The organism is Rhizobium sp. UBA1881, assembly GCF_002338015.1.
GTDB lineage: Bacteria > Pseudomonadota > Alphaproteobacteria > Rhizobiales > Rhizobiaceae > Rhizobium.
Genome location: NZ_DDHH01000149.1, coordinates 1 through 3,972, shown reverse-complemented (window position 1 = coordinate 3,972; position 3,972 = coordinate 1). Strand labels below are relative to the sequence as shown.

The window sequence follows — 3,972 nt, the reverse complement described above, 5'->3', positions numbered from 1 at the left end:
ACGTGCCCTGCTCGACCGCCTGTGTCGGCGCGGGGACAACCCCGGTTGCCTCCTCGGCCTTCGGCGCGGCAACGCGCGCCTTCGCCGTTCCGCCGGTCGTCAGCCACCAACGGGGATCGAATAAATCCGTCAACATGGAACGAGAAACCCACCGGTGCGCGCTGCGATACATGGATGCCCCTCTCGACTACTTGAATGGATTGCCGCTTCGAAGATCATATTCTTCAGTTAGCTTTAACTATATTCGAAAGTCGCGATAAACGGTGCTACCTACTTCGATCGAGTGGCAGACTAACCTTTTTGCTGGTGGATTTCTTCAAAACTAGATTTGACTTTTCCCAGGGGATCCAACCTGGTCAATCGGCCTCGGGCCTCCAGACGATGCCTCCGTCTTCCCGAGTCGCACGCAAGATATTGATAGGAAGTGGCTTTCTCGAGACCTTGCATGATGCGCGATCAGCGCAGCTCGTCATGGCGGCGGCTTCCTTCAGCACGCCTTGCGGCACGCCCACACCGCGAGCGACCAGACATCGAACAGCGACGACATTGAAGAGCCCGGGATACCATGAGAGCGCCGCGACGACCCTGAGCGCTTCTGACGACAGACGTGCGACGCGCCACTCATGAATTCAGGACATAGGCTCATCCGGAAATGAGCGCCTAATCGTCATGGACGGGTGAGCATATGTTTCCTTCAAACACACCGAGGTCCGGGATCGCGATGTCGCAAATGCCCGGAGCCTCAGCAGTCCAAACCATGAACCGCGAATATAGACCCATCCGGGACTGACGGCCTAATCCGACGCATGGCAGTCACCACATTCAAGGGTCATCGGCAGAGAGATAATGAGATGAAGAACATCGCCACAAGTGTCGCAATGACAGCGCTCGCAACGACCGTAACCGAGGCGCAGGAGCGCAAGCGCGTTGCCCCGTCGGCCGTCTATGAAGTCGCCCCGGGCTTGGGGCACTTCACGGACGACGTTCTTTTCGGCGAGGTCTGGGAGCGGGCCGAACTTGAGCTACGCGATCGCAGCCTCGTCACGGTCTCCGCGATCGTCTCGACCGGAAAGACGCCACAGCTCGGCGGACATGTGCGCCGGGCGCTGGACAACGGCGTCACGCCCGCCGAAATTGGGGAGCTGATAACCCATCTTGCCTTTTATTCCGGATGGCCCAACGCGGTCTCAGCCGTCATGGAAACCCAAAAAGTGTTCGAAGAACGAGGCGTAGCCCCGGTAGAAGACAGCGATGGCAAAAGGATCGAACTTGAGGCTGCTGCCGAAGCGATGCGCACCGCCGCTGTCAATGCCCATGTCTCCCCGACGGCACCGGCGCTTGCCGCTCTTACGAACCGCGTTTTGTTCGGTGATCTCTGGCAGAGGCCCGATCTCACCGCACGTGATCGCAGCCTCGTAACGATGGCAGCACTCATCGCCATGGGGCAAGCTGAACAACTCCCCTTCCACGCGAACCGCGCGATGGACAACGGATTGACCAAAGGTGAAGCCTCAGAGGTCGTCATGCACGTCGCTTTCTACGCCGGCTGGCCGAGAGCGATGTCGGCCGTGCCGGTTCTCAAGAGCGTTTTTGAGACACGCGAAGCCAAGTCGTTTGAGGTATCGACTGAGATCAAGGTCACTCCGGCCGGCCAGGACCGGGCGCGTGCACCGGAAGCATACTTCACAGGCGATGTCGAAACCTCCGGCTTTTACCGGAGTGACAGTCCGTCGACCGTCAGCGGCGCAACCGTGTCTTTTCCTGCGGGAGCGCGCACGGCGTGGCACACGCACCCGCTAGGCCAGACACTCTTCATCATCTCCGGAACGGGCTGGGTGCAGAAGGAGGGCGCGCCTGTTCAGACGGTCCGGCCAGGTGACGTCGTGTGGATACCAGCAATGATAAAGCACTGGCATGGCGCGTCGGCAGACGAAGCGATGAGCCACTTCGCTGTCGCAGAAGCGCAAAACGGCAGCGTGGTTACCTGGATGGAGAAGGTTTCCGACGAAGACTACTTTGCGGGCCGTCCCGGCGAATGACCACAGACCTCATGAGATTTCGAAGGTACAGACCTCTTTTTCGGTGCCTGACCACGCCGCACAGACAGCACTGAGCGAAGATCGGCTGGCGGAAGTTTTTGAACAATATAGGATAGAGCGTCGCCGACGCGTCCGCCGGCGATCGCACGGGTTTCAGAAACCAATGAACAGAGCCGTCTCAGCGTCAAATGATCTCGTTATTCGAACCGCGTCGCCGCTGGACGTCCAGGTTCTGGGCGCGTTTGGAACGCTTCTTGTAGCACTTCATCACAAGCTTGACCCTCAGCGCTTCATTGAAACAACCAGAACTACGCCAGCGAATTATACCGGTTTTCTGGAAAGGAAGATCAGCGATCCGAACGCAATGCTTTTTGTCGCCGAACAAGGCGGCATATTGCTGGGCTACGTCTATGGAGAAATGGAAGGTCATGACTACATGTCCTTGCGCGGTCCAGCAGGGGTCGTACACGATCTCTTCGTCGACGCCTCCCGTCGGCGCGAAGGTATCGGGCGTTTGCTCATCGTCACCATCTTGTCTGAAATCAAGGCGCGCGGCGCCCAACGCGTTGTCCTCTCCACGGCTCACCAAAACAAGACGGCACAACAATTATTCGCCGCTCTCGGATTCCGAGCAACTATGATCGAGATGACCCGCGAGCTTAAAGACTAGCCGAGCGCTTGGCAGGCCTCCCCTCAACCTGATCTCCAGGAAATGTTATGTCTACCCCTGAATTTACATCAGCGCCGAAACAAATCTCGGTCGGGATGACCTGGCTGTTTGCGATCGTCGGCGGTGCCGCAGTCGGCAACCTTTACTGGGCGCAGCCTCTGCTTGCCACGATCGCGAAATCGCTCGATGTGCCAATCGGTTCGGCCGGTGCCCTGGTGACGATGACGCAGATCGGATATGCGCTGGGTATCGTTATGATCGTGCCACTCGGTGACGTCGTGATCAGGCGCAGGCTCATTCCGCTCGTCATGTTCCTCTCGGCCCTGGCGCTGCTGGCAACCGCGCTGGCACCATCTTATACGATACTGCTGGCATCTCTTACCGCCGTCGGCCTGACAACGGTTGCGGGGCAATTGCTCATTCCGCTCGCAAGCGACCTTTCCAGCGCAGAGGAGCGTGGGCGAACGGTTGGAACGATCGTTGGTGGCATCTTGATTGGCATCCTGCTCTCACGCACGATCAGCGGCGTCATCGCGGACGCCTTCGGCTGGCGCGCCGTCTATTTTCTCGCCGCGGCGACAACCGTATCTTTCTCGGTTCTGCTGACGCGCGTGCTGCCGGCTGAAAGCAAAAGGCCGCCTATTGCTTACGGTCGGCTGCTTGCCTCGGTGCCTGCCGTCGTCCGCAAACACAGATCAGTGCAGGTCACTTTGGCCATCGGCACCATTGGCTTTTGCACATTCACCATGTTCTGGACAGGCCTCACGTTCCTGCTGAGTGCGCCGCCATTTTCCTACTCGCTCAGCCAGATCGGCGCCATGGGCATCGTCGGTTTGGCCGGTTCGCTTGCCGCGCGACGCGTCGGCTGGCTGCACGACAATGGCTATTCCGCAGCCGGCACAGGGGCTGCGCTTATATTGGCACTGGTCTCGCTCGGCATTGGCGCCACGGGGTCCACCAGCATTATACCGGTCGCCATCGCGGTGCTGCTCTTTGACGTCGCGATCCAGGGCAACAACGTTCTCAATCAGACCCGCCTTTTCTCGGTGGAGCCGCAAGCCCGCAGCCGCCTCAACACTGCTTTCGTATCGTGTAATTTCCTCGGCGGCGCGGTCGGCTCCCTGCTGGCCGGCTTTCTCTGGGAGTTTGCCGGCTGGATGGCCATCATGTCAGGCGCAATGGGCCTGATCTCATTGGCGTTCCTTCTGTGGGTGGCGCAGCGCCGGCATATCCAAGTCTCGCACGAAAGTAATAGATAGCTTT

3 protein-coding genes are annotated in these 3,972 nt (G+C 59.1%); all 3 read left to right on the top strand.

Features of this window, described 5'->3' with window-relative positions; translation table 11 throughout:
* Nucleotides 1-851: 851 nt before the first annotated feature.
* The 3 genes from B3605_RS17860 to B3605_RS17850 all read left to right on the top strand — a co-directional run bounded on the left by B3605_RS17860 (nucleotide 852) and on the right by B3605_RS17850 (nucleotide 3,968).
* The gene (locus B3605_RS17860) at nucleotides 852-2,039 is read left to right on the top strand and encodes a (R)-mandelonitrile lyase (RefSeq protein WP_296435364.1); all 1,188 of its coding nucleotides are present in this window, start codon (nucleotides 852-854) and stop codon (nucleotides 2,037-2,039) included.
* A gap of 163 nt (nucleotides 2,040-2,202) precedes the next feature.
* Nucleotides 2,203-2,709, top strand: coding sequence for a GNAT family N-acetyltransferase (locus tag B3605_RS17855; protein WP_113010515.1), 507 nt, complete (start codon nucleotides 2,203-2,205; stop codon nucleotides 2,707-2,709).
* A gap of 47 nt (nucleotides 2,710-2,756) precedes the next feature.
* On the top strand, nucleotides 2,757-3,968 hold the full coding sequence (locus B3605_RS17850) for an MFS transporter (RefSeq protein ID WP_296435362.1): 1,212 nt from the start codon (nucleotides 2,757-2,759) through the stop codon (nucleotides 3,966-3,968).
* The last annotated feature ends 4 nt before the right edge of the window (nucleotides 3,969-3,972 follow it).